Source organism: Pseudomonas sp. ATCC 43928, from assembly GCF_005938665.2.
In the GTDB taxonomy this organism is placed as follows: domain Bacteria; phylum Pseudomonadota; class Gammaproteobacteria; order Pseudomonadales; family Pseudomonadaceae; genus Aquipseudomonas.
Map to the genome: position 1 here is coordinate 3,815,579 of NZ_CP041753.1, position 23,521 is coordinate 3,839,099.

Below are 23,521 nucleotides of genomic sequence, written 5' to 3' on the forward strand. Positions count from 1 at the left end.
CATAAAAAAAGCCGCAACCTGAGTTGCGGCTTTTTGGGTCAGGCTGACGCCTAGTGAGCAAACAGCGAGTTGCCCTTCTGCCCCGCCAGTTTCTCTGGCTTGATCAGGAACCGCGCCAGCGCCGGCAGCAGCCACAACGCGCCGAACATGTTCCAGAGCAGCATGAAGGTCAGCATCAGGCCCATGTCGGCCTGGAACTTGATCGCCGAGAAGATCCAGGTGCACACGCCGATTGCCAGGCACAGACCGGTGAACAACACAGCTTTACCGGTGGACTTCAGCGTCTGGTAGTACGCCTCTTGCAGCGACAGGCCGGCACGCAGGAAGCTTTCCAGGCGACTGTAGATGTAGATCCCGTAATCCACGCCGATCCCCACCCCGAGTGCCACCACTGGCAAGGTCGCCACTTTCACACCGATGCCCATGAACGCCATCAGTGCGTTGCCGAGCACCGAGGTCAGCACCAGCGGCAGCACGATGCACAAGGTCGCCGCCCAGGAACGGAAGGTGATCATGCACATGGTCGCGACGCAGATATACACCAGCACCAGAATCGTCAGTTCGGAACGCTTGATCACTTCGTTGGTGGCGGCCTCGATCCCGGCATTACCGGCGGCGAGGAGGAATTCCAGGCCTTCCTTGTTGTTGTCCTTGGCGAAGTCCTGCACCGCATGAACCGCGCGATCCAGGGTTTCGGCCTTGTGATCGTTGAGGAACACCAGCACCGGCGCCAAAGAGCAATTGTTGTTGTACAGACCATCGGCACGGGCGATGGAGTTGTTCAGCACGTCCGGATTGCGCGACAGGGTTTCCCATTTCAGGTTGCCCTCGTTCATGCCCTTGATCATTTGCTTGGACACGGTCACCAGCGAGATCGCCGACTGCACGCCCTCGGTGTTCTGCATCTTCCACATCAGCTCGTCGATCGGTGCCATGGCTTCATAGCGCGAGCACCCTTCAGGCTTGGTCTTGACCATTACCACCAGTACGTCGGAACTGGTGGAGTAGTTGTTGATGATGAAGCTGTTGTCCTTGTTGTAACGCGAGTCCGGACGCAGTTCCGGCGCACCCTGGTCGAGGTCGCCGATTTTCAGGTTCTGGCTGTACCAAAGGCCACCGCCAAAGGCGATCAGCGCCAGGAGAATGGAGACCGGTGCGACTTTCGGGCTGGCAAAGTTCGCCAGCAGGCGCCAGAAGGGATGCTCGCGGTGCGCGTCTTTCTTGCTGCGGTCGACGGCGCGTTTGCTGATACCCACGTAGGAAATAGCTACCGGCAGCAGGATCAGGTTGGTGAATACGATCACCGCCACGCCGATGGACGCGCCGATGGCCAGTTCACGAATCACGCCGATGTCGATGATCAACAGCGTGATAAAGCCCACCGCATCCGCGAGGATCGCGATCATCCCCGGGAGGAACAACTGACGGAATGTTCGCCGCGCCGCAGTCAGTGCGTTGTCCGCCTCGCTGGACTGCAAGGCGATACCGTTGATTTTCTGCACGCCGTGGGAAATCCCGATGGCGAAGATCAGGAACGGCACCAGCATCGAGTACGGATCCAGCCCGAAGCCGAAAAAGTGCATCAAGCCGAGCTGCCAGACCACCGCCACCAGCGTCGTACTCAGTACTGCCACGGTGCTGCGCATGCAGTTGGTGAACCAGTACAGCAGGATCAGGGTGATGACGAAGGCGACGCCGAAGAACATCACCACCATGACCAGCCCGTCGATCAGGTCGCCGACTTTCTTGGCGAACCCGACAATGTGGATCTTCACGTTAGGGTTCTGGGTTTCGAACTTGTTGCGGATCTTGTCTTCAAGTTCATGCGAGAACTTGCGGTAGTCCAGTGCCAGCAACTTGCCCTGGTCTTGCGGGTCCGGATAGGACTCCAGCAGCGGGATGTCGACGATGCTCGACTTGAAGTCGTTGGCCACCAGCCGCCCGACTTGCCCGGACTTGAGCACGTTATTGCGCAGCAGGTCGAGGCTCTGCTGGGAGCCGTTATAGCTCTGGGGAATCACCTCACCACCGGCGAAGCCCTCCTCCGTCACCTCGGTCCAGCGCACGCTCGGGCTCCACAGCGACTTGAGGCCGGAACGGTCGACGCCGGAGATGTAGAACACCTCGTCGTTGATCTGGCGCAGGGTCTCCATGTACTCCTTGGAGAAAATGTCGCCATCGGTGGCTTCAACGGAAATCCGTACAGTGTTGCCCAGGTTCGCCAGATCGTTGCGGTGCTCCATCATCTTTTCAATGAACGGATGCTCGAGCGGGATCATTTTTTCGAAACTGGTGGACGGCCGGATCAGCGTCGCCTGCCAGAACAGGAAAATACTGACCAGCAGGCAGATGACGATCACCGCCGGGCGGTTGTTGAAGATCAGGCGCTCAAGAAACGTCGCCTTGTCCTGATGAGGAGTGCTTAAGGATGTCATAGACCCGCCTTCTTATTATTTGCCCGGCTCATTTGGACGACCCGTTTGTGCCATTCTCTGCGCCCGTTGGCGAGGTGACGCGCACGCCGCCCTGGCCTGCCAGAATCAGATTACCGTTACCCGCCGCCGTGACCGACGAGACGGAAATGCGATCGGGACGGTTGAACACGCTGAAGGTCTCGCCGTCGTCGCTGCTGCGAATGACACTGCCGCCATTGCCGACGATCACGATGGAACCGTCGTCGAGCAACGTGGCGCCGGACAGGCCGAATTCCAGCGCACCGCGTGCAGCCTTGAGTTCGACCTGCTCCCAGGTGGTGCCGAAATCCGTGGAGCGGTAGAGATTGCCCCTCAAGCCGTAGACCAGCAGCGTGGCCGGTTGCGCGGTGCCGATGACGCCGAACAGCGAGCCCTCGTAGGGGCCTTCAAGCTTTTCCCAGGTCTGCCCTTCATCGGCGGAACGGAACATGCTGCCCTGCTCGCCGACGATGAAAATGCCGGAATCCTTGACTGCAGCTATGGCGTTGAGGTGGTACTGGTCTTCGTTGGCCAGGCGATCGCTGACGTCTTCCCAGTTTTTGCCACCGTCGGTGGTTTCCAGCAAGGCACCGTAGGCGCCCACGGCATAGCCGCTGTTGACGTCCTTGAACCAGACGTCGAGCAGCGGCGATTCGCGGCGCAGGTCTTCGAATTGCTTGGTCCAGGTGACACCGCCGTCTTCACTGGCGAGGATCTGCGCGTCATGGCCGACGGCCCAACCGTGCTTGTCATCGACAAAAAATACCGCTGTCAGCAGTTGCCGGGTCGGCACCTTGGCTTGGGTCCAGGTCGCGCCCTGGTCATCGGAATAAAGAACGTGCCCGCGATCGCCGACCGCCACCAGGCGTTTGCCGGCATGCACGACATCGAGCATCAGGCCCTTGCTGGCCTTGGCGGATTCAATGGAATAGACCACGTCGGCGGTCGGCGCGGCAGCGGCCAGCACAGGGGCCGACAACACGGCACAACCCAACAGCGAGAGCGCTGTAGCCAGCAACGCGAACCTGCGTAACGCCGGCGGGCGGCAAATACTCACACCCATGACAGGCTCACTCATAGACCTTCCCCCATTATTATTGTTAGGTCATTCAACCTTTCAGGGCGCCGTAAGGGGGTGCTCACCGGGACTGCCCTATTCCAGAGCATAGTCCTGAAACCCGCAATCCAGAGCCCCTTCGGAAGCTGGGCTTATCCTATCGGGGTTTGGAAAGGTCTGACAATCGACGCCACGTTATGTTTTGTTAACCGGGGGGATATGGGGTGTGGGTGAATGGGGAGGCATTCGGAGCGGTGATTGGAGTCTGGGGTCTGGGGTCTGGGGTACATATCCGTTTCTGCGGTAACGGCGGCTATTGGTTCCGCTCTTACAGCGGGTCACTTTGGAAAAGCGCCAAAGTAACCAAAGCGCTTTTGCCCCTTTCGTTCGGTGCCTCGCCCAGGCTCGGCATGCCCTCGCTCCGGTCCTGCTCCGTGGGCCCGCCGCCATCGGCCATCCATGGCCGGGGGCGGCTAACCCGGCATCCATGCCGGGTTGCCCACTGCGCAGAACCTCCACTCGGCCTCTCGAGGGGGCGGTGCGTCAAAATCAAAAGCAAGGCGGCCTCCCGGCCGGCCTGATCTCAAGCGGACGCATTTCCCTGTAGGAGCTGTCGAGCGAAGCGAGGCTGCGATCTTTTGATCTTGCATTTGCTTTGCTTTGCTTTGCTTTGGCTTTGGATCTTGATCTACCCGCCCCTTCGGGAGGCTGAGTGGAGGTGTTCATCTGGGGATGGGCGCGCAGCGCCGTTCGACGCAGTCGAACCCATCGCATGTAGGTTGAAGCGAAGCCAACCGTAGGGCGATGCCCCCAGATGGATACCGGAGCGAAGGAACGCCGAGCCTTAGCGAGGGGCCGGACGCTTGGGGCGAGCGTTTTTTGCTTCCTTTTTTAGGCGCTTGTAAAAAAGGGAGTCGCCGTAAGGGCGAAACCATAAGTAGCCGTTACCGCAGAAACGGATATGTACACCATCAAAAACCCGGCCGGCCATCAGGCCGCCTTCGCGGGCAAGCCTCGCTCCTACAGGGTCCAAGTGAACCCTGAGGGAGCAAGGCCAAACTCAAGCCAGGCTTTTGCTGACCACTTCGTACACGTCGCTGGACAGCTGCCCCGAAGCGAGAATCCGCTCCAGTTCGCCTTTCATCAACGCCTGACGGGCGCTGTCGTACTTACGCCAGCGCGTCAGCGGCGCCAGTTGGCGAGAAGCAATCTGCGGATTGAAGCCGTTGAGCTCAATCACCAGATCCGCCAGGAACCGATACCCGGAACCATCCGCCGCGTGGAAGTTGATCAGGTTCTGTCCGGCAAACGCGCCGACCAGCGCGCGCACCTTGTTGGGGTTCTTGATGTTGAACGCCGGGTGTTGCATCAAGGCTTTGACCCGCGCCAGACCGCCTGGCAATACACTGCCGGCCTGAACGCTGAACCACTGATCCATGACCAGCGGATTGTCCTTGAAGTGCTCGGCGAAGCTCGCCAGTGCCTTGGCTTTCTGCGTTTCGAACGGTGAATTCACCAACACGGCCAACGCGGTCAGGCGCTCGGTCATGTTGTCGCAGCTGTCGAACTGCTCAAGGGTTGCCGCCAATACTTCTGGCTTGTCGCTGAGCATCAGGTAGGACAACGCAATGTTCTGCAGTGCGCGGCGGGCGAAGTGCTCGGCCTCGGCCACATACGGAGTCTTCTTCGACAGATCGCGATTGGCCTGATAACGCAGCCACAGCGCTTCGAACAGCGTGTCCGCCAGTTGCTTGCGCGCAAATTCGCGAGCGGTGTGGATCGCTTCCACATCAGCCACTTCGCTGATTTCGGTCAGGTACGCCTCGCTTGGCAGCGAGAGCATTTCAGCGACCATGGCCTGATCCAGCGTCTCGTCGGACAGCACGGTACGCAGGGCTGCAACCAGACGCTGATCCAGCACCAGCGCTTCGCCCTTCTGATGCTGGGCGATCAGCTCTTGCAGCACCTGCACCGACAACTGCTGGCCGGCATCCCAACGGTTGAAACCGTCGCTGTCATGCTGCATCAGGAACATCAGTTGATCGCGGTCGTACGGGAAGCTCAGTTTCACCGGCGCCGAGAAGCCGCGCAGCAACGACGGCAGTGGTTTTTCAGCAATGTCGACGAAGGTGAAGGTCTGCTCGGCTTCAGTCACCGAGATCACCCGCGAAGTGCCTTGAGCACTGGCTTCACCGGACAGACGCAATGCAATTGCCGCGCCTTTCGAATCAAGCAGACCCAGCTCCACCGGAATCACGAACGGCAGCTTCTCAACCTTGTCCGGGGTTTCCGGGCAGCTCTGGCGGAAGGTCAGGCTGTAGGTTTTCGCCGTGGCGTCGTAGGACTCGCTCACCGCCAGACGCGGTGTGCCGGCCTGGCTGTACCAGCGCTTGAACTGGGTCAGGTCGACGCCATTGGCATCTTCCATGGCCTTGATGAAGTCGTCGCAGGTCACGGCCTGGCCGTCATGGCGTTCGAAGTACAGGTCGCTGCCTTTGCGGAAGCCATCGGCCCCGAGCAAGGTGTGGATCATGCCGACCACTTCCGAACCCTTTTCGTACACGGTCAGGGTGTAGAAGTTGGAAATCTCGATGAAGCTGTCCGGGCGTACGGCGTGAGCCATGGGGCCGGCGTCTTCGGCGAACTGGTGGGTGCGCAGGTACGCCACGTCCTGGATGCGCTTGACCGTGGCCGAGTTCATGTCGGCCGAGAACTCCGAATCGCGGAACACGGTGAAGCCTTCCTTGAGCGACAGCTGGAACCAGTCGCGGCAGGTCACGCGGTTGCCCGACCAGTTGTGGAAGTATTCGTGGGCGACGATCGCTTCGACCCGCTGGTGCGCGGCGTCGGTAGCGGTTTCGGCACGGGCCAGCACGGCGCTGGAGTTGAAGATGTTGAGGCCCTTGTTCTCCATGGCGCCCATGTTGAAGTCGTTGACCGCGACGATCATGAAGATGTCCAGGTCGTACTCGCGACCGTAGACTTCTTCGTCCCAACGCATGGACTTCTTCAGGCTGTTCATGGCGTGCTGGCACTTGTCGATGTTTTCTGGCTCGACATAAATGCGCAGCGCCACGGAGCGCTCGGTCATGGTGGTGAAGGTGTCTTCGACACACCACAAGTCACCGGCCACCAGCGCGAACAGGTAAGCCGGTTTCTTGAACGGGTCTTCCCAGGTCGCCCAGTGCCGGCCGTCTTCGCCGGGACCGGAGGCAATCGGGTTGCCGTTGGACAGCAGCACCGGATAGCTGTGCTGCTCGGCGACCACCGTGGTGGTGAACGTGCTCATCACATCCGGGCGGTCGAGGTAATAGGTGATCTTGCGGAAACCTTCGGCCTCGCACTGGGTGCAGAACATGGTACCGGATTTGTACAGGCCTTCCAGGGCGGTGTTGGTTTCCGGGTGGATCCGGACGCTGGTGTCGACCGTGAAGCTTGTTGCGGTCGGGTGCAGGGTCAGATGGTTCTCGGTCAGTTGGTAGTCGGTGGCGCTCAGCTCCTGGTCGGCCAGGGTCACCGACAGCAGCTCGAGTTGCTGGCCGTCGAGCACCAATGGCGGCAGGCCCGGGCCACGCTCAGGGTTGCGGCGCATCACCAGTTGCGCATGGACCAAGCTGTGGTCCTCGAACAACTCGAAGGTCAGGTGCGTCTCGTCGATCAGGTACTCGGGCGCCTGATAGTCCTTCAGGTAAATCATCTTCGGTTGTTCGGTGCGCATGCTTGAGTCCTTACTGATGCACGGCGAGCTGGTAGGCCGTGTATTTACGAATATTGATCACGCCGGTGTCGAAAATCAGGTATTGACCCTTGATCCCCAACAGCGTGCCTTCGGCAATCGGGTTCTTGTCCAGGTTGAAGCTGACGATTTTGGCCGGGTACTGCTCGACCGGATAGCGGATTTCGAGCGGTTCGACATCGGTAATTGTCTGGATTGCTTGTAGGCCGAATCGTTCCTGCAAACTGTGCAAACCTTCGGCACAGCTTTCAAACAGCTGATCGCGAACCTGCGCCAGGTCCACCGACACCGCATCGCCCTTGAGCAAAGCACGCCAGTTGGTCTTGTCAGCGACTTGACTGCGGAACAGGTCTTCGACGAAGCCCGACTGCTGGCGGGTCGAGACGCGCACGATCGGCAAGGCCTGGCTGGCACCCTGATCGAGCCAACGGGTCGGCAGTTGGGTGGCGCGGGTAATGCCGACCTTGATCCCCGACGAATTGGCCAGGTAAACCACATGGTCGGTCATGCAGAACTTCTCGCCCCACTCAGGCTCCCGGCAAGTGCCGGCATCGTAGTGGCAACGCTCCGGGCTCATGATGCAGATGTCACACTGCGCCAGTTTGGTCATGCACGGGTAGCAGTAACCCTGGCTGAAACTGGTTTTGGTCTTGCGTCCGCAATGGGTGCAGTGGATCGCCCCCAAGTACTCCAGGCGCACCGTGGTGCCGATCAACGGATTGACCGGTACCTCGGCGTCGCCCAGACGAAAAGCGTACTGCACGTTCGGCCCGTCAAGGCGCGCCGACATTTTGCTGATTGCACCGCGGCCAATCTCGATCAATGGATGGCATCCGACTTGAACAGAATATTCGGCACTTCGATCGACTTCGACGCGCACTCCTGCGGGCCCATGTAGCCGGTGCGCTGTTCCTCGGGCAGGTTCTGGATTTCCCAGGCGATCATCGCTTGCAGGGAGAGTTCGCGCTGCTCGGCGGTGAGTTTGCCACCGTCGGACCATTTGCCGATTTCCACCGCCAGTTTCAGGCTCTGGTAGATATCCGGGGTAATGTTTTTGATCATTTCGTTAAAAGAGGACATCAAGGGCTCCGCGCTCTTCATTCATAACTGATTAGACGGCCAGTTTACGGCGGTTGTACAAACCGCCCAACAAACCGGTGAAGCATCCGATGAGTAACCCGCCGACGTGGGCCGCGTTGGCAATTTCGCCGAAACCGATCATCGAGACCAGCCCCGACAGGCACAACAACAGCCACACCAGCATCATCACCAACACCCCACGAGGCAGGCGATAAGCCGGGTTCGGCGACAACAACTGGAAGATCCAGCAATGCCCGAGCAGGCCGTACAGCACCCCGGACAACCCGCCAAACAGGGTCGGGCCGCTGAAAAAAAACTGGGCATAGTTGGATACCAGGCTGAACAGCAACGTCAGGCCGATCAGGTTGATGCTGCCCTGACGCGACTCGATGCGCCGCCCCAGCTCCCAATACCACATGCCGTTCATGGCCAGGTGCAGGATGCCGAAGTGGATCAGCATCGGCGTCACCAGACGCCACCACTGCCCTGCCGCCAGGCTGTCGGCCAGTGGCGTGAAATGGATGTAGTCGCCGACCACGCGGAAATCGAGGAAGGTCAGCCAGCGCATCGTCTCGAGGTTTTCGCCCAGCAGCGTCACCACGCCGACGATCAGGCTCAGCAACAGCACGAACGCCGTGGCCTTGCTGTGGCGCAATTGCTCGACAAAACCCGGACGTTGCAGGGTCGGCGCCACCGGGATATCCAGTTGCTGATCGGGGTCGCCGGCCGGAAAGCGTTCGTACAACGAGCGCACGTCTTCGCTGATGCTGGCCGGTACCCACAGTACCTGCTCGCCCGCCTCTTCGCTGACCCGATGGGGCACTTGCATGCGCTGCAGCAGTTTGACGAACCCGCTCAAATCTACCGCCAGTGGTAGACGCAATACCGCCACCGCCGTCATTGCAACACCTCCGGCCGCTCGACATCGACCCAGACAAATTTATGCGGGTCGAGACGGGTTTCCTGATCCAGACGATAAGCGACCAGTTTGCCGTAGAGCACCGCGCTGTAATCCAGGCACGCCAGGTTCGGGCGGATCGGCGCCGGTTTGCCGCTGCGCCAGTAGTGGCCGACGAACAGCATCGGCTCATCGATGCCGTAGCGCAGCAAGTTGTCTTTTTCACTGGACGACAGCGGTGTGCGGGCCACCGGCTCGGGCAAGGCGTCGGGCTGGAACACGATGTCTCCGTAGGTTTGCGGGTCGTCTTCCCAGAATTTAGTGCGGAAAAACGAGCGCGTCAGGCCGTCGCCGCTGGTCATGGTCAAACCGTGGGGCAAGCGCATGTCGGTGCCGCGCAGCAGGCGATCGAACACGGTGCAGGCAAAACTGCCCGGCACCGCGGAGGCCTGAAGGAAGTGTTCATCGATGCAACCGTCGGGGAACAACCCGCGCAACGGTTCGATCAGGCCGGCGTCCCAGCAGGCATGCACCACGCGGAAGCGCCCGGCATCGACGAATAATGGCAGCTCATAGAACCATTGCAGGAAGTCATGCCAATCCTGGGGGTGATCTTCGAACTGGGTCAGGGTTTCCTGAAGCAGGCGGGCGTGGCGCGGCGTATGTTCGCGCACGAACTGCTTGCCGCTGCCCGGCAGCGCCGGCGTGCTCCAGCCCAGGGCGTTGAATTCATGGTTACCCATGATGCACAGCGCCTGGCCGGCCTCGACCATATCGTGAACGATGTGCAGTGCCTCGCGAATCCGTGGGCCGCGGTCGATGATGTCGCCCAGGAACACCGCCATGCGCGACGGATGCCGCCAGACACCACCGTGTTTTTGATAACCGAGCCGGTCGAGCAAGTGCTCAAGGGTCAGAGCGCAACCGTGCACGTCACCGATCAGGTCGTAGCTACGCGCGGGATCGAGCATCAGTCGCCTCCACCACCCAACTTGCTGCCCCAGCCGAGTTTGGTCCGGCAGACTTCATAGTAGTTGTGGTCGAGCGGGTGAATCAGCCGCAGTTTCTGCGCTTTCTTGCTGATGGTGATGGTGTCACCGGGCGCGCAGGTGAAGTGGTTCTGCCCGTCACAGGAGACTTGCGGGTAAATCTGCATATCTTTGGACACGACGATTTTCAGCTCACTGTTGCCATCGACCACAATCGGCCTACCCGACAAGGTATGGGGGTACATCGGCACAATCACAATAGCGTCGAGCTTGGGATGCATGATCGGGCCGCCTGCCGACAGGGCGTAAGCGGTCGAACCGGTCGGCGTGGCGACGATCAGGCCGTCGGCCTTCTGGCTGCAGACGAACTGGCCGTCGATATACAGTTCGAACTCGATCATTCGCGTCGACTTGCCGGGGTGCAGCACCACGTCGTTCAGTGCATCGCCCTGGCCGATGGCCTCGGCGTGGCGCCGGACTTCGGCTTGCAACAGGAAGCGGTTTTCCACCAGGTAATGGCCGTCGAGCACTTCGGCGACTTTGACTTCCAGCTCATCGGGGCGAATATCGGTGAGGAATCCCAGGCTGCCACGGTTGATACCGAGCACCGGGATGTTGTGCCGGGCCAGCGCCCGGGCAGCGCCCAGCAGGCTGCCGTCACCACCGACCACAATCACCATGTCACAGACTTCACCGAGCATCTTGCGCGACGAAGTTTGCAGGCCATGGCCCGGCAGGACTTCGGCGATGGTGTCTTCGAGGATCACGTGCAGGTGACGATCGAGCAGAAACCGTTTCAGTCGGCGGACGGTATCCAGCACCTGAGAACTGCCCAGGCGACCGATGATGCCGATATTACGAAATTGCTCCATGAGGCCCCTAACGCGTGTGGCGGCGAAAAACACGATTATGGGCGAAAGCGCGGCGTAGACAAAACCCTTTCAGCCACAACGGTGTGCTCTAGTTTCGGGCTATGCTCGCAAGATGATCCTATTTCCAGACTTGCTCCAGTTACCTCACCAGTTGCGCCACCCTGAAGTGCGCGACCTGGCTTGGGTCATCCTCGCGCCGCCGATGCTCGACGCCACCCCGTGGCCGCAGCGTCATCCCCTGGCCGGCAGCGATTGGGTGCAGGCGCCGGAGCGCCTGGAACACTGGCTCAGGCATCTGGATCGTGACAGTTACGATTTGCTGCACTGGCTGGCCCAGGCCAGGACCCGGCGCCTGGGTTTGTACTACGAACGGCTGTGGCAGTACGCCGTGCGGCACGCACCGGGGATCGAGCTGATCGCCGCCAACATGCCGATCCGCCGTGAAGGCCACACCTTGGGCGAGCTGGACATGCTGCTGCGCGATCGCGATGGCGTGCATCATCTGGAACTGGCGATCAAGCTCTATCTCGGCCCGCAGAACGGTGACGGCCGTGACACCGCGCAGTGGCTCGGACCAGGTTGTCATGATCGGCTGGACCGCAAACTGGAACACCTGAGCCGGCATCAATTGCCGATTTCCGCGCGGGCGGAGAGCCGTGATGTGCTGGCGTCGCTGGATATCCAGCAGTTCAGCGCGCATCTATGGCTGGGCGGTTATCTGCTCTATCCGTGGCCGGGGCAGGCCGAACCACCCAGCGGTGCACATCCTCAGCATTTACGCGGTAGCTGGCTGCACCAGAAGGACTGGGCGGAGTTTGTCGTCCAGCGTCCGTACGGTCGCTGGCAACCCCTGCCCCGCCATGCCTGGCTGGCGCCAGCGCACTATCCCAAGGAGCAGACCTGGAGCGCTGAACAGCTGGACACGTGGCTGAGCGATCTGGACCCGCTGGCACCGGCGCAATTGATGGTGCGGCTGACAGAGAATGCCAAAGGGGATTGGGAAGAGGCCGAGCGGCTGTTCCTGGTGTCCGATCTTTGGCCGAATGTGCCGGGCAGTGGTTGAGCGCTTGCAGTGTCCGCCCGGTCTAGATGGATAACCGCAACGCCAAGGCCGCCAACGTCACCAACAACACCGGCACCGTCAGCACAACCCCGACCTTGAAGTAGTAGCCCCAGCCAATCCGGATATTCTTGCGCTGCAGCACATGCAGCCACAGCAAGGTCGCCAGACTGCCGATCGGGGTGATTTTCGGCCCCAGGTCGCTGCCGATGACGTTGGCGTAGATCATCGCCTCTTTCGCCACGCCGGTCGCCTGACTGGCATCGATCGAGAGCAAGCCGATCAGCACGGTCGGCAGATTGTTCATCACTGACGACAGCAACGCCGTCAGCACCCCGGTGCCCATGGCCGCGCCCCACACGCCGTAACCGGCGAAGCCATCCAGCCAACCGGCCAGATACCCGGTTAGCCCGGCGTTGCGCAGGCCATATACCACGAGGTACATCCCTAAGGAAAAAATCACGATCTGCCACGGCGCTTCTTTCATCACCTTACGCGTGGAAATCTTGTGGCCACGGGCGGCAATGGCCAGCAGCAATGCAGCGCACACCGCGGAGATCGCGCTGATCGGAATGCCCAACGGCTCAAGGGCAAAGCAGCCGAGCAGCAGAATCACCAACACCACCCAACCGGCATAAAACGTTGCAGTGTCGTGAATCGCGGTGGCCGGGTCTGCCAACTGCTCGGGATGGTAATCACGGGGGATGTCGCGACGGAAAAACACCATCAACATTGCCAGGGTCGCCGCCACGCTTACCAGATTGACCGGAATCATCACCGCGGCGTAGCGGTTGAAACTGATCTTGAAGAAGTCAGCCGAAACAATGTTCACCAGGTTCGACACCACCAGCGGCAGGCTCGCGGTGTCGGCGATGAAACCGGCCCCCATCACGAACGCCAGGGTCGCCGCCGGGGAAAAACGCAACGCCAGCAGCATGGAAATCACGATCGGCGTAAGAATCAGCGCCGCGCCGTCATTGGCGAACAACGCCGAGACCAGTGCGCCGAGCAGCACCATATAAGCAAAGAGCTTGCGCCCGCTGCCCCGCCCCCAACGGGCCACATGCAACGCGGCCCAGGCAAAGAACCCCGCCTCATCCAGCAGCAGGCTGATGATAATCAGCGCAACGAAGGTGCCAGTGGCATTCCAGATGATCTGCCATACCAGCGGAATATCGCTCAGGTGCACCACCCCGGACAGCAGTGCCAGCACCGCGCCGAATACCGCACTCCAGCCGACGCCCAGGCCTTTGGGTTGCCAGATCACCAGGGTGATGGTCAGCAAAAAAATCAACGATGCGATGAGCATATAAACCCGGTTCCAGCCCGACGGAAAAACGAAGCGCGGAATATAGGGAGGTTTGAATAGGCCGTAAAGTGAAGGTGGGATGAAATGCCCGATGCAGCAGCTGCCGAGCCTGCGAGACAGCCGCTACGAGCTAAAAGGAAGCGGTCATGGCTTTTTATGCTGCTCGACCCACTGCCCATACGCATTGATGAATTTCTGCAGGAACGGCTTGAGCGACTCCGACAACTTGCCCGCCTCGTCGAACGCTGAACCGGCGCCGCCCAGATAAGCTTCCGGCTGCTGCATGCACGGCACATTGAGAAACACCATCGACTGGCGCACATTGTGGTTGGCGCCAAATCCGCCGACGGCGCCCGGTGAAGCGCTGATCACCGCACCCGGCTTGCCGTCCCAGACACTCTGGCCATAGGGACGCGAACCGACGTCAATCGCATTCTTCAACGGCGCCGGCACCGAACGGTTGTATTCCGGGGTCACGAACAGCACCGCGTCGGATGAGCGCACTTGTTGTCGGAAAGTGCTGTAGGCTGCCGGCGGTGAATCGCCATCGATGTCTTCGTTGTACAGCGGCAAATCGCCGATTTCGACGATCGTCAGCTTCAGATTGGCAGGCGCCAGCTCGGCCAGCGCCAGCGCGACCTTGCGGTTGATCGATGCTTTTCTCAGGCTGCCGACCAGAACGGCGATCTCGTAGACGTTGCTCATGGAAGATACTCGACTGTTCGATGGAAAGAGCTTCTAGTTATAGATGATCAAATGACGATTCAACCAGCGGGCGACGGAAAATCGCCGCCCCTGACTATTTTTTTCCTGTAGGAAAACTTACCTCGCCCAACCACGGTCTACAGAACCGCAAATTGAGTGATTTATCTCCAGAGGTTCTAAGCAGATGGCAGCAGTACTCGTCGGTCAGTTCCATGCAAGAGACGCGGAAGGCCGTGTTTATTCCGTGCATGAGTTCCAGGAATCCACCCTGTCGCACGACGGCCTCGCCGGCTCTGCGCCTGTCACCACCTATAAACTGGCCATTGGCGATCGGGTCAACAAACTCGACGACAACGCGTTTGTGCTGGTGCAAACCGGTGTCACCCTCATTCGCGAACCTGAAACGAACGTCGCTTCATAACCCGCTGTTATGAGCAGAAGTCATATGCGCGCACTTGAGTTAGGATTCAGTCACTGACTCCCTCACCTGCTGAACATGGACTTCACGCATGCGTTTACGTCATATCGAAGTGATCCAGGCGCTCCTGCAGACCGGTCACCTGGGCACCGCCGCCGAATGGTTGCAGTTGCCCGTGACCGAGGTTGAACGCACGTTGCGCGATGCCGAGGATCAGTTGGGTTTCATGCTGTTTGCCAGCGTGCGTGGCCGTCTGCAAGCCACGCGCGAGGCGCGGGAGTTGCAGGTCGAGATCGCCCGCGTCTACGAGGCCCTTGAGCCGGTCCAGCGACTAGCCAGCAGCCTCAAGCAATATCTGGCCCCGCCCCTGCGAATCATCTGCACCCCGCCGCTGGCGCAACAACTGTTGCCGCAGAGCATCGCGGCGCTGCGCCGACGTCTCCCCGATGCACCTTGCACCCTCCTGAGCCAACCGACCCGCGAGATTGTCAGAAGCCTGCTGCTGCGCGAAAGCGATCTGGGCCTGAGCCTGCACGACCCGGACCATGCCGATATCGATTGCCAGGTCATCGCCCAGGGCAAGCTCCAGCTATTGGCACCCCATGGCTGGCTGCAACCGAAACAAAAGTACATTTCCCTGCAAGACTTGGCCGGCCAGTCAATGGTCGGCCTGGAAGGTCACGACCCGCTCAGTCCGGCGCTGGACAACAAGCTGCATGCGCTGCGCCCTGCCCCGGTCATCCAGACCCGGGTGCAGACGCATCAAATGATGCGCAGCATGGTCGAGGCCGGTGAAGGCCTGGCGATTGTCGATCCATTTACCGCCCTCGGCGCCAAATCGGCCGGGCTCGATGCCTGCCCGCTGGCGCCTGCGGTACCGGTCAGCGTCTACGCCCTGCGCCTGAAAAACGCCGAGCCCTCTCCGGCGGCTCAGACGCTGCTGGATATCATCACGGAACAAGCCGTGGCGATGCTGGCGAGCTGATCGGTTTTTCCAGCGGGTTATCGAACAATCGATACCAGAACAATGCGACTTCGGCGGTGTTCGGGTCGATCCCGCGATAACGCAGATGATCGATCCCGCCAACCACGTAGCCACAGCGTTCATACAGCCGGCAGGCCCCAAGATTATTGTTCTGGGTTTCCAGCATGATGCCCGGCAGCTTTTTCTTGCGGCTCCAGAACTGCGCTACGTCCAGCAACGCCTTGGCCACGCCATGGCGACGCGCCGGTGCATGCACCGCCAATTCATCGATATGGGCGAAACCGTTCCAGTTGGTGCTGACCACTAGGTGGCCCACCGGCTCATCATCCAGATAGGCCATGAAAATCGCACTGTCGGCGGCGTCGCGAAAACTGCTGAACTCTTCGGGATCGATGCCGTAGCACTTGCGATACGGGGTGATTGGCGTCACCGGCCACTGCGCCACCGGCTTGCCGACTTCTGCTGCGCCATAGGCGGCGACTTCAAAACTGAAATCACTGCCCCAGATATAAGCCGCAAAACCCTCATCGGCGACACGCACCGAGAGGCCCGGGTATTTGGGATTCATGACGGGCTGCATACTCGCAAAGGTCCTCATTCCTTGATGCAATCGACGGTGTAGTGCCGTCCATTGCCCTCGTCTTCATGTTGCAAGCCATGCACATCGGCGACAAACCCGGGGAAGCTGCTGTCGAACGCCCGGGCAAACTTCAGGTAATCGATGATCGAGCGGGTCGACTCGGTGAAACGCTCACCGGGCATGATCAACGGGATCCCCGGCGGGTATGGCACCAGCATCACTGCCGCGATCCGCCCGTCCAGGGCATCGATCGAAACGGCCTCCACTTCCCCGCGTACCAATTGATCATAGGCGTCCGCTGGCTTCATCGCGACTTCCGGCAACACCGTGTACATGCGTTTGAGGTGTTTGGCCGTGGCGTTGCTGCGATAACAGGCGTGCAATTGATCGCACAGATCGCGCAACCCCATGCCTTGATAACGGGCCATGTTCTGTTGCGCCACGCACGGCAGGCAGGTGGCCAGGCTGACGTTGGCGTCGTAGCTGCGCTTGAACTCCAGTAACTCGGTCAGCAGCGTGCTCCATTTGCCCTTGGTAATGCCCATCGAGAACAGCACCAGGAATGAATACAGCCCAGTCTTTTCCACGACCAGCCCGCGTTCCCAGAGGAACTTGCTGACTACCGCCGCCGGAATCCCCCGCGCACTCAGCGCGCCGCCCGCCGTCAGCCCCGGCATCACCAGCGTGACCTTGATAGGATCGAGCAGCACATAGTCGTCAGTCACGCCGCCAAAGCCGTGCCAATCGGCGTCAGGTTGCAGCAGCCAGTCTTCGGCGGCCACCTGCTCGATGGCTTCGACCGAGGGCGGCTGCCAGATGGAAAACCACCAGTCATCGGCGGCGATATGCTGGCGCAGATTGGCCAGCGCCCGGCGAAAACTCAGCGCTTCGTCGAACATTTCCTGTAGCAGCGAACGACCGGCCGGCCCTTCCATCATCGCCGAGGCCACGTCCAGCGAGGCGATGATGCTGTACTGCGGCGAGGTCGAGATGTGCATCATGAACGCTTCGTTGAAACGATCGCGATCCAGCTGCCGCGCGCCGCCGTCCTGCACGTGAATCATCGACGCCTGGCTGAACGCCGCCAGCAGTTTGTGTGTGGAGTGAGTGGTGAACACCAAGGGGCTGTCTTCGCTGCGGGACGTGCCCATGCCATAACGGCCGGCGAAGAACTCGTGGAATGCCGCGTAGGCGAACCAGGCCTCGTCGAAATGCAGCACCTCGACGCTGTTGCCCAGGCTCTGTTTGATCAGTTCGGCGTTGTAACAGAGGCCGTCATAAGTCGAGTTGGTCACCACCGCCAACTTGACCTTGGGCTCGCGGCCTTGGGTCAGCGGGCTCGCGTCGATCTTGGCCTGGATTGATTCGCGGCTGAACTCACTCAACGGAATCGGGCCAATGATCCCCAGCTCATTGCGCTCCGGGCACAGGTACAGCGGAATCGCGCCGGTCATGATGATCGCATGCAACACTGACTTGTGGCAGTTGCGATCCACCAGCACCAGATCATCGCGTGCCACCATGGAATGCCAGACGATCTTGTTGGCGGTCGAGGTGCCATTGATCACGAAAAAGGTGTGATCGGCGCCGAAGTTGCGAGCCGCTCGCGCCTCCGCCTCAGCCAGCGGGCCAGTGTGATCGAGCAGCGAACCGAGTTCCGGCACCGACACCGACAAATCCGAACGCAGGGTGTTTTCCCCGAAAAACTGGTGAAACGCCTGCCCTACCGGGCTCTTGTGATACGCCACGCCGCCGCCATGCCCCGGCGTGTGCCAGGAATAATTGGAGTCTGCGGTGTGCTGCACCAGCGCCTTGAAGAACGGCGGCAACAGGCCGTCCAGGTACTTGCGCGCCGCGCGGGCAACCTGACGGGCAAGGAATGGCACGGTGTCTTCGAACAAATAGAGAATGCCGCGCAGCTGATTGAGCTCGGCCATGGCGTCGGCCGGGGCGTTTTCCAGGGTGACTTGCTCGCCCAGGGCGAAAATCGGCAGGTCCGGCGCCCGAACCCGCGCCAGGCGGATCAGTTCGGCCATGTTGTGCAGAAGATGCGCGTGGGTGCTGGCGTCTTCGGCGGCAATCAACATGCAGGCAAGGCCGTGATGGGTCGAGGCGACCAGACGCCCCTCGGTGTAATCGACCGCCGAAACGATACTGAAACCTTCCTGCTCCAGCTCCCGGGCAATGCCACGCACACGATCACCGGCAACGGTGTCGGCCTTGATGTCGCGGTGGACGATCAGGACCGGGAATTTCAAATCTTTATACATGAGGCTCGGCGTCCTGAGGCGGCAGACCGTGGCCTGCCAATCACCTCAGGGTAGAGGGTTGGAGCGCATGTGGCGAGGGGGGATGCCCTGAAGTGGGCCGGCCGGCGCACCATCATGTGGCCAGCAAACTCGGTGTCGAGAAAGATACCTGTGGCGAGGGAGCTTGCTCCCGTTGGGCTGCGAAGCGCCCCTCCCTGCATTCGCTCGGAACCATATTGGCAGGATTTGCGACTGCTGCGCAGTCGAGCGGGAGCAAGCTCCCTCGCCACAAAAAACCTTCCGCTCGAAGGGACTCAGGCCTGGGCCTTGGCCTCGGCCAATTGCTGCCACAGCGACGGCGCGCCGGCGGATTTGGCAATGGCTTCCAGACGCGCAACGTGCTGAGCCAGATCCTCTTCACTGGCGCGGATGATCCGGGTCGGCTGGCGATCGGCCGGCAGACGACGGATTTCCGTGGCGGAATTATCGGCGCCTTCGCCCGAACCGTTGCCATCGGACGCGTTACCGGCCAGCGACAGGCTGGTCTGGCCGCCGGTCATGGTCAGGTAAACGTCGGCGAGAATCTCGGAGTCGAGCAAGGCGCCGTGCAGTTCACGGCCGGAGTTGTCGACGCCATAGCGTTTGCACAAGGCGTCGAGGCTGTTGCGCTGCCCCGGGTGACGTTCCCGGGCCATTATCAGGGTGTCGAGGATCGTGCAGTGTTGTGTGATGTCCGCGCGATCGTGCTGGCCCATCAAGGCAAATTCGTTGTTGATAAAGCCAACGTCGAACGCCGCGTTATGGATGATCAGCTGCGCGCCCTTGATGAACTCGAAAAATTCATCGGCCACTTCAGTGAAACGCGGCTTGCCCACCAGAAATTCGTTAGTGATGCCGTGGACGCCGATGGCGCCTTCGTCACTCTCGCGATCCGGTTGCAGGTAAACGTGGAAATGCCGGCCGGTCAGCCGCCGACCGATCAACTCGACACAACCGATTTCGATAATCCGGTGGCCGTCAGTCACCGGCATGCCGGTGGTTTCGGTATCGAGTACAACGGATCTGGTGGCCATCAGTGCTCAGCTCTCAACGGGTCAATCGTGCAAAAGCGGCGATGTTAACACGCTCGCGTGGGTCTTTCAGATAGACCGTGTTACGCCGGAATCAAGCCTGCTTGTACCCGCGCACTTCATCCACGCCACGGTTGGCCAGTTGGTCGGCCCGTTCGTTGCCATGATGGCCGATGTGCCCGCGCACCCATTTCCAGGTGACGTTGTGGCGGTTGACCTGCTCGTCGAGCAGTTTCCACAGGTCGGCGTTTTTCACTGGTTCCTTCGCGGCGGTTTTCCAGCCGCGTTTCTTCCAGTTGGCCATCCACTCGTTGATGCCTTTCATCACGTACTGGGAGTCGGTCACCAGCAGCACGTCGCAAGAACGCTTGAGCTCTTCCAGGCCACGGATCGCCCCCATCAGCTCCATGCGATTGTTTGTGGTGTTGGCTTCGCCGCCCCAGAGTTCTTTTTCAACGCCCTTGCACACCAGCAACGCGCCCCAGCCGCCTGGGCCAGGGTTGCCCTTGCAGGCGCCATCGGTGAAGAGTTCTACGCTATCGCTCATGCCAATCTATCCAGAAAATGCGCTGGCTCGCCGATCGGCGACCGACGATGCCCGAGGCCGGGGCATACCCGGCCGGGAATATAAAAAAGTGTATTACGGCTCGATGTGACGACGATTGACCTTGGCCATCGGCAACGGAATCAGCTTGCCCATCGGTTCGCGCCGTACCTGGCGCACCGGCCGCAGCCCCACCACGATCTTGCGCGCGACTAATAAATAGAAGCCGCCACCCGACAATTGCCAGTCACCGGCCTTGCGCTCCCAACCGGCCAGACGAGCTTGCCAGGCAGGTGACGCAAGCGGCGGACGATAGCACCCGAAGCGGCGTTTCTCCAGCGCGAAGCCCAGCAGGTTCAGCCAGTCGCTGACCCGCGACGGCGAAATGCAGCGCGCCTTGCGCAAGGCGTCATGGGCGAACACATGACGCAGGCCCCAACTGCTCCAGGGGTTGATCCCGATAATCAGCAGATGCCCGCCGGGGCGCACACTGCTCGCCGCTTCGCGCAACAAGCCGTGTGGCGACAGGCAGAAATCCAGCCCATGCTGCAACACCACCACATCGGCGGCATGCTCGCTCAAGGGCCAGGCCTGCTCTTCGCAGACGATCTCGACCCCCGGCAACGGCGCGCCGAGTCGCACATTGCGCTGCACCTGCGGCGCCGCCGGTGGCGTCTGTGCCGAGGGGCCGTAATGCACCAGATAGCCGCCGAAGAAGCGCCCCAACTCGTCTTCGAGCATGCGTCGTTCTTCGTCCAGCAAAAATTGCCCGATGGGACCGGACAGCCAGTCACGGGCCGCGCTGATCAATGCCAGCCAGTCAGGATCAGCCTGAGCGAACGCTTTATCGGTCATTGCATTCTCCAACGCGCCAGGAAGCTCTAAGATGCGCCAATGTTTTCCGCTTGGCGAATCCGACGATGATACAGATCAGTGCCCTGCCCGCCTTCACCGACAACTACATCTGGTTGTTACAAGACCACAGCACCCAGCGCTGCGCCGTAGTCGATCCGGGCGATGCCGCGCCCGTAGAGGCGTGGCTCGCGGCGCACCCGGGTTGGGTGCTAAGCGATATTCTGATCACTCATCACCATCATGACCATGTCGGCGGCGTCGAGCGGCTGAAAAAAGCGACAGACGCAACCGTCCATGGCCCGGCCAGCGAGACCATCCCGGCACGGGACGTGGCCCTCAAGGACAGCGACCGGATCAACGTGCTGGGTTGGGACTTCGATGTCATCACAGTACCGGGCCATACCCTCGGGCATATCGCCTATTACCACCGCGGTCATCTGTTTTGCGGCGACACCCTGTTCGCTGCCGGTTGCGGACGCTTGTTCGAAGGCACGCCCGAGCAAATGCATCACTCGCTGAGCCGCCTCGCGGCGCTTCCCGAAGACACGCTGGTCTACTGCACCCACGAGTACACCCTGAGCAATCTGAAGTTTGCCGTGGCGGTCGAACCGGGCAATCCCGACACCCTCGAACGACTGGCCAAAGTCACCCGTCAACGGGAAGCCGGAATCATGACGCTGCCTTCGACCCTGGCGCTGGAAAAGCTCACCAATCCGTTTTTGCGTACCGGCGAAACATCCGTTAAAGAAAAAGTGGACGAACGGAATGGAACCGAAAACCGGGCGCCGAGTGCGGTCTTTGCTGCATTGCGGGCTTGGAAAGATACGTTCTAAGCTGCCTGCGCAATGGTACAAAAATTCTGAATGGTTGACCGCAGGGGGTGTGCTTTCTAGAATCGCCCGACATTTTCGCCCGGAACTTACTTCCAGCCAATGTCGTCACCTATTCGTAAAGCCACCAATTCAGACGCATTGACCCGCTTGGCTCAAGCCATCGCGGTGGCTGTGTCCGCCACTTTGGCGGGCTGTTCAAGCCATGTGCCGCAGACCGAAGCGACACACACACCGAATATCGCCGCGCGAGCCAAGCAAAAACCAATCTGGCTCAGCGAAAAACCAACACCGCAAGTTCCCCAGGACGTCTGGGAGCGCATGCGCCAGGGCTTCCAGTTGCAGGACAACCTGGGCGTCAACCCGCGCATCGAGCAGCAGCGCCTGTGGTTCGCCAGCAACCCGTCCTTCCTCGAAAACGCCGGCGAACGCGGCAGCCTCTACATTCACTACATCGTCGAACGCCTTGAAGAGCGCAACATGCCGCTGGAACTGGCGCTGTTGCCAGTGATTGAAAGCGCCTACAACCCGATGGCCTATTCCCGGGCCGACGCGGTGGGCCTTTGGCAATTCATTCCTTCCACCGGGCGTTACTTCAACCTGCGTCAAACCCGTTTCTATGATGGCCGTCGCGATATCACTGCCTCGACCACCGCGGCCATGGATTACCTGACCCGCCTGCACGACATGTTCAACGGTGACTGGCTATTGGCCCTGGCGGCCTACAACGCCGGCGAAGGCACGGTCAGCCGGGCCATCGAGCGCAACGAGAAGCTCGGCCTTCCAACCGATTATTGGAACCTGCCGCTGCCAGCGGAAACCCAGGCCTATGTGCCGAAGCTGCTGGCGCTGTCGCAAGTGGTCTTGGCGCCCGATGCCTATGGCGTGAACCTCAAGTCGATCGCCAACGAACCGTACTTCCAGGTCGTCGAAATCAACCAGCGCATGGACCTGTCCAAGGTTGCCGCGGTGGCCAACATCGACGAAGACGAACTGTTCCAGCTCAACCCGGCCTTCAAGCAACGCACCACCATCGACGGCCCCCAGCATCTGCTGGTGCCGACGTCCAAGGCGCAACTGCTGACTGCCAGCCTGTCGACCATGCGTCCTGAAGAGCTGATCAGCCAGCGGCCGCTCAAGCCGGTGTTCGAAGGTGCCGACGACAGCGAAATCGCCAGCATCAAGCGCGCCTACCGGGTCAAGCGCGGAGAAAATCTGGCCTCCATTGCCAGGGCCAACAAGGTCGACGTCAAGGACCTGCAACGCTGGAACAAGCTGAACGGCAAGAACCTCAAGGTCGGCCAGACCCTTGTGATGCAGGACACCACCAAGCGCAGCGGCGGTCGCATCAACACTGTCGTGGCGGCGAACAGCAAAACCAGCGGCAAGTCAGACAAACAGAAACCGCAGACCCAGTACAAGGTCCAGCAAGGCGACTCGTTGTACATGGTTGCCAAACGTTTCAATGTCGAAATGCAACACCTCAAGCGCTGGAACCCTCGGGTAGGCCAGGCGCTGAAACCGGGTCAGATGCTGACGGTTTCTTCCCCGCATTAAACAGCACGCCCTGCCTAGGGGCTTTTGTGGCGAGGGAGCTTGCTCCCGCTCGGCTGCGAAGCAGTCGTAAACCCAAGTACGCGGCGTGTCAGAAGTTACCGGATTTCAGGTTTTGGGGCTGCTTCGCAACCCAGCGGGAGCAAGCTCCCTCGCCACAGGCTCTGCGATCCGCAGGGCTATCGAGGCAGCGGTTAACAATGCATTAAGCCCCCGTCTTTTTCCTGTCGATACAAGCTGTTACTGTACGGCCCACAAAGCCCAAGCCGCCTGGATC

General features: G+C 60.5%; 20 protein-coding genes. 5 read left to right on the forward strand and 15 right to left on the reverse strand.

Features of this window, described 5'->3' with window-relative positions; genetic code table 11:
• Positions 1 to 50: 50 nt before the first annotated feature.
• From FFH90_RS17330 to FFH90_RS17365, 8 genes are all read right to left on the reverse strand, one after another.
• Complete coding sequence (locus tag FFH90_RS17330; RefSeq protein WP_018929607.1) at positions 51 to 2,435, reverse strand: RND family transporter; 2,385 nt, start codon at positions 2,433 to 2,435, stop codon at positions 51 to 53.
• A 28-nt stretch (positions 2,436 to 2,463) separates the two neighbouring features.
• On the reverse strand, positions 2,464 to 3,531 hold the full coding sequence (locus tag FFH90_RS17335; RefSeq protein WP_138867717.1) for a YCF48-related protein: 1,068 nt from the start codon (positions 3,529 to 3,531) through the stop codon (positions 2,464 to 2,466).
• Positions 3,532 to 4,570: 1,039 nt separating this feature from the next.
• Complete coding sequence (gene pepN / locus FFH90_RS17340; RefSeq protein ID WP_138867718.1) at positions 4,571 to 7,228, reverse strand: aminopeptidase N; 2,658 nt, start codon at positions 7,226 to 7,228, stop codon at positions 4,571 to 4,573.
• 10 nt (positions 7,229 to 7,238) lie between these two features.
• On the reverse strand, positions 7,239 to 8,069 hold the full coding sequence (locus FFH90_RS17345; RefSeq protein ID WP_018929611.1) for a DUF2797 domain-containing protein: 831 nt from the start codon (positions 8,067 to 8,069) through the stop codon (positions 7,239 to 7,241).
• Positions 8,066 to 8,326: a YeaC family protein gene (locus tag FFH90_RS17350; protein WP_007937782.1), complete on the reverse strand. Its 261-nt coding sequence runs from the start codon at positions 8,324 to 8,326 to the stop codon at positions 8,066 to 8,068. The genes FFH90_RS17345 and FFH90_RS17350 overlap by 4 nt, the downstream gene beginning before the upstream one ends.
• Positions 8,327 to 8,357: 31 nt before the next feature.
• Complete coding sequence (locus FFH90_RS17355; RefSeq protein WP_018929612.1) at positions 8,358 to 9,227, reverse strand: rhomboid family intramembrane serine protease; 870 nt, start codon at positions 9,225 to 9,227, stop codon at positions 8,358 to 8,360.
• On the reverse strand, positions 9,224 to 10,198 hold the full coding sequence (locus FFH90_RS17360; protein ID WP_178114263.1) for a metallophosphoesterase: 975 nt from the start codon (positions 10,196 to 10,198) through the stop codon (positions 9,224 to 9,226). The genes FFH90_RS17355 and FFH90_RS17360 overlap by 4 nt, the downstream gene beginning before the upstream one ends.
• Positions 10,195 to 11,085 (reverse strand): NAD(+) kinase, encoded by an 891-nt coding sequence (locus tag FFH90_RS17365; protein ID WP_007906781.1) that lies wholly within the window; start codon positions 11,083 to 11,085, stop codon positions 10,195 to 10,197. The genes FFH90_RS17360 and FFH90_RS17365 overlap by 4 nt, the downstream gene beginning before the upstream one ends.
• A 112-nt stretch (positions 11,086 to 11,197) precedes the next feature.
• Between FFH90_RS17365 and FFH90_RS17370 the strand changes: the two genes are divergently transcribed.
• A complete protein-coding gene (locus FFH90_RS17370; protein ID WP_018929614.1) occupies positions 11,198 to 12,148 on the forward strand; it encodes a DUF1853 family protein in 951 nt (316 codons plus the stop codon).
• A gap of 22 nt (positions 12,149 to 12,170) precedes the next feature.
• Here the strand turns inward: FFH90_RS17370 and FFH90_RS17375 are convergent, their stop codons facing one another.
• Together FFH90_RS17375 and FFH90_RS17380 are read right to left on the reverse strand one after the other, a co-directional pair.
• Entirely contained in the window at positions 12,171 to 13,454 is a 1,284-nt protein-coding gene (locus FFH90_RS17375) for an arsenic transporter (RefSeq protein WP_018929615.1), read from the reverse strand.
• A gap of 144 nt (positions 13,455 to 13,598) precedes the next feature.
• A complete protein-coding gene (locus tag FFH90_RS17380) occupies positions 13,599 to 14,159 on the reverse strand; it encodes an NADPH-dependent FMN reductase (protein ID WP_019579321.1) in 561 nt (186 codons plus the stop codon).
• Between the two features lie 184 nt (positions 14,160 to 14,343).
• Here FFH90_RS17380 and FFH90_RS17385 point away from each other — a divergent pair, with 184 nt between their 5' ends.
• Together FFH90_RS17385 and FFH90_RS17390 are read left to right on the forward strand one after the other, a co-directional pair.
• The gene (locus tag FFH90_RS17385; RefSeq protein ID WP_018929617.1) at positions 14,344 to 14,580 is read left to right on the forward strand and encodes a hypothetical protein; all 237 of its coding nucleotides are present in this window, start codon (positions 14,344 to 14,346) and stop codon (positions 14,578 to 14,580) included.
• Between the two features lie 88 nt (positions 14,581 to 14,668).
• On the forward strand, positions 14,669 to 15,562 hold the full coding sequence (locus tag FFH90_RS17390) for a LysR substrate-binding domain-containing protein (protein WP_138867719.1): 894 nt from the start codon (positions 14,669 to 14,671) through the stop codon (positions 15,560 to 15,562).
• Here the strand turns inward: FFH90_RS17390 and FFH90_RS17395 are convergent.
• The 5 genes from FFH90_RS17395 to FFH90_RS17415 all read right to left on the reverse strand — a co-directional run bounded on the left by FFH90_RS17395 (position 15,528) and on the right by FFH90_RS17415 (position 20,860).
• A complete protein-coding gene (locus FFH90_RS17395; protein ID WP_138867720.1) occupies positions 15,528 to 16,142 on the reverse strand; it encodes a GNAT family N-acetyltransferase in 615 nt (204 codons plus the stop codon). The two genes, FFH90_RS17390 and FFH90_RS17395, sit on opposite strands and share 35 nt — an antisense overlap.
• Positions 16,143 to 16,156: 14 nt before the next feature.
• Positions 16,157 to 18,412, reverse strand: a complete 2,256-nt coding sequence (locus FFH90_RS17400) for an Orn/Lys/Arg decarboxylase N-terminal domain-containing protein (RefSeq protein ID WP_018929620.1) — start codon at positions 18,410 to 18,412, stop codon at positions 16,157 to 16,159.
• 293 nt (positions 18,413 to 18,705) lie between these two features.
• Entirely contained in the window at positions 18,706 to 19,464 is a 759-nt protein-coding gene (gene dnaQ / locus FFH90_RS17405) for a DNA polymerase III subunit epsilon (protein WP_007937771.1), read from the reverse strand.
• Positions 19,465 to 19,555: 91 nt separating this feature from the next.
• Positions 19,556 to 20,008 (reverse strand): ribonuclease HI, encoded by a 453-nt coding sequence (gene rnhA, locus FFH90_RS17410; RefSeq protein WP_003180633.1) that lies wholly within the window; start codon positions 20,006 to 20,008, stop codon positions 19,556 to 19,558.
• 93 nt (positions 20,009 to 20,101) lie between these two features.
• Positions 20,102 to 20,860 (reverse strand): methyltransferase domain-containing protein, encoded by a 759-nt coding sequence (locus FFH90_RS17415; protein WP_018929621.1) that lies wholly within the window; start codon positions 20,858 to 20,860, stop codon positions 20,102 to 20,104.
• 65 nt (positions 20,861 to 20,925) lie between these two features.
• On the opposite strand from FFH90_RS17415, the gene gloB reads away from it, so the two are divergent.
• On the forward strand, positions 20,926 to 21,693 hold the full coding sequence (gene gloB / locus FFH90_RS17420; RefSeq protein ID WP_018929622.1) for a hydroxyacylglutathione hydrolase: 768 nt from the start codon (positions 20,926 to 20,928) through the stop codon (positions 21,691 to 21,693).
• A gap of 99 nt (positions 21,694 to 21,792) precedes the next feature.
• Positions 21,793 to 23,247: a transglycosylase SLT domain-containing protein gene (locus FFH90_RS17425; protein ID WP_019579327.1), complete on the forward strand. Its 1,455-nt coding sequence runs from the start codon at positions 21,793 to 21,795 to the stop codon at positions 23,245 to 23,247.
• Positions 23,248 to 23,521 lie beyond the last annotated feature (274 nt).